Source organism: Chloroflexota bacterium (genome assembly GCA_018825785.1).
Classification (GTDB): domain Bacteria; phylum Chloroflexota; class Dehalococcoidia; order JACVQG01; family JAHKAY01; genus JAHKAY01.
Window position 1 is genome coordinate 1 of the sequence record JAHKAY010000027.1, and the last position, 2,121, is coordinate 2,121.

At 60.3% G+C, this 2,121-nt stretch carries 3 protein-coding genes; 1 reads left to right on the plus strand and 2 read right to left on the minus strand.

Going from position 1 to position 2,121, the window contains the following annotated elements; all coding sequences use genetic code 11:
- Window positions 1-534: 534 nt before the first annotated feature.
- Window positions 535-1,095, minus strand: a complete 561-nt coding sequence (locus tag KJ624_04195) for a hypothetical protein (protein ID MBU2009030.1) — start codon at window positions 1,093-1,095, stop codon at window positions 535-537.
- Entirely contained in the window at window positions 1,096-1,806 is a 711-nt protein-coding gene (locus tag KJ624_04200) for a tyrosine-type recombinase/integrase (protein MBU2009031.1), read from the minus strand. It abuts the gene before it with no gap.
- Between the two features lie 35 nt (window positions 1,807-1,841).
- Between KJ624_04200 and KJ624_04205 the strand changes: the two genes are divergently transcribed.
- The coding region (locus tag KJ624_04205; protein MBU2009032.1) for a hypothetical protein at window positions 1,842-2,121 on the plus strand (280 nt) is incomplete at its 3' end.

The following is a 2,121-nucleotide window of genomic DNA, read 5'->3' on the forward strand; positions in this document are numbered from 1 at the left end:
ACTATTGCGATACTATCCTGAATAGAGGGCCAGCTTCACGCCTAGAGTATCAAAGCGTTTAGTCCGAAAGGGCTTATCTGGTAGCATTGGGCTTTCACTGGTGGATTGGGCCAGCTAATCGCCATACTACGGCCCCCGTTCAACTTTGACTAGCAATCAAAGGGGGCCAGCTATCGGCCATACTGCGACAGCCCTTTTTGGCTCGGCCCCTTTCCTTTGGTGGGGCCTACTCGCTGGAAGTTTTGGGCTTATCAAGCCCTAGATTGGGGCCAGCTTTGCTAGTCGGCCCCTTTCAACTTCTCTATTCAGTTTTTAAGTTCCAGCTTCAATCTAACTTGAAGCATACCTATTCTGAAACAAAAGAAGGTAATGTTGAAGAAGAGGAACACATGCTTTCCGCTATTTCTTGGCTCCTGAAAGGGATGGCACAAAAAGGCATAGACGCATCCGTTCTCCAGGTGAGATTGAAGCTAGGTTGAGATGATAGGGGCTACTTTGAGCTGGTATGGGCGAATTTGAGGCAGAATGGGGAGGTTAGCGCCGGACCGTGAAGTAGGCCCTTCTCTTGCCAGAGCGCTTCTCCCTGGTGTAGTCAGGATAGAGGAGCATGAGGGGGTCAAAGACCTGGGGGATCTCCATGGCCATCCCTTGCGGTGTGAGCCTGTAGAAGACCCGCGGCCGGGCATCGGCCCAGCTCTCCTGGGGCATCGAGGGCTCCTCCTCGCCGGTGCGCTCCACCCACCCCAGCTTCATCAGCCGGCTGAAGTAGTTGGTGAAGCTGGAATAGCGCATCCTCGTGAGCCGGGAGGGGATCCTGGCCAGGTAGTAGTTCCTCCGGATTTCCGCCTCCTCGGGGGGATAGGGCCTGCCGGCTTTTATGGCGTCCTCCATGTCCCTGGCAGCCTGGTCCTCGGCGATGGCGGTGTGGAGTGCCAGCTTATAGGCCGAGTGAATATCGGACTGGGGGGCACCCTTCGCGGGGTCTATCCTCAAAGAGCCATAGGGCGAGTTCCCTTTCAGGAACTCCATGATGAACCAAGTCGCCCCGAAGGCGTGAATATAACCGCCGCGGAAGGGCCTGACCGCCTCAGCCATCTACTCCCACAGCTTGCTGTACCAGTCTTTCTGCTCCTGGCCGGCGATCTTCTTGTAGCGCATGGTCTGGCCTATGTCCTTGTGCCCCAGCATCTCCTGGAGGAGACGGATGCCTTCGGTGGAGCCGTCCACGCCTACGGCGTGGGTGGCGAAGGCATCCCTGAGCCGGTGGGGGGATACTCCGCGCTCCCTCCCGGTCTCCGGGTTCACCAGGGGGCCAAGCCCGGCCCTTTTCGCCGCCAGAGAGATCACCCGCCAGGCCTCCACCCGGCTGATGCCGAAGAGAACGGGCCGGCCGTTTTTCATCACGGGCCCGCCGCGCTCGATGAAGTCCCGGAGCATGACCACCGTTTCCTGGTCCAGGGGAATGATGCGCTGGCGCCTGGACTCCTGGAGGCGTTTCTCGGGTGCGCTCACCTCCCTGGCGCAGCCCGGGCAGAACCGGTGAGCCCTGGCCAGGCGCTGCCCACAGACGGAGCAGAAGAGCTGCAGGCGGTCCTTTTCCTTTACCACCTTCGCCATTGCCAGGTCCAGGTCCACGTCCTCCACCCCCAGGGGGAGCACCTCCCCCACCCGGCAGCCCGTGCGGAATATCAGGCGGATAAGGAGCCTGTTGCGGAGGCAGGGGACCCATGCCTGGGCCCTGCGGTCAAAGGTGACCGCGTTCGCCTCCAGGAGGTCCACCTCGGAAACCTCAACAAAGGTCTTCATTTAACTTCTTGTTATAATGTTAATAGAGGAGCACCGTGGATGACAAGGGCAGCCCTGGTTTGTTAGCCCTGGCGCGAGAAAACTGGGAGAGGGCCCGGGGAGATCCCTGCCCCTGCTGTGGCCAGGAGACCCTGCGCTTTGTGGGCAGGACCTGCCACCGCTGCGCCAGGTCTGTACCCCACCTGGTGGCCGCCTTCCTCCAGGGGTTTGGGATGCCGGCCACGGCGGAGGGGGATGAGGCAAGGGCCGACCTCCTGGGGCACACACTGACGGTGGCCTTTCTGCCCCAAAGGTCCGCCCTTTGCATCACAACGC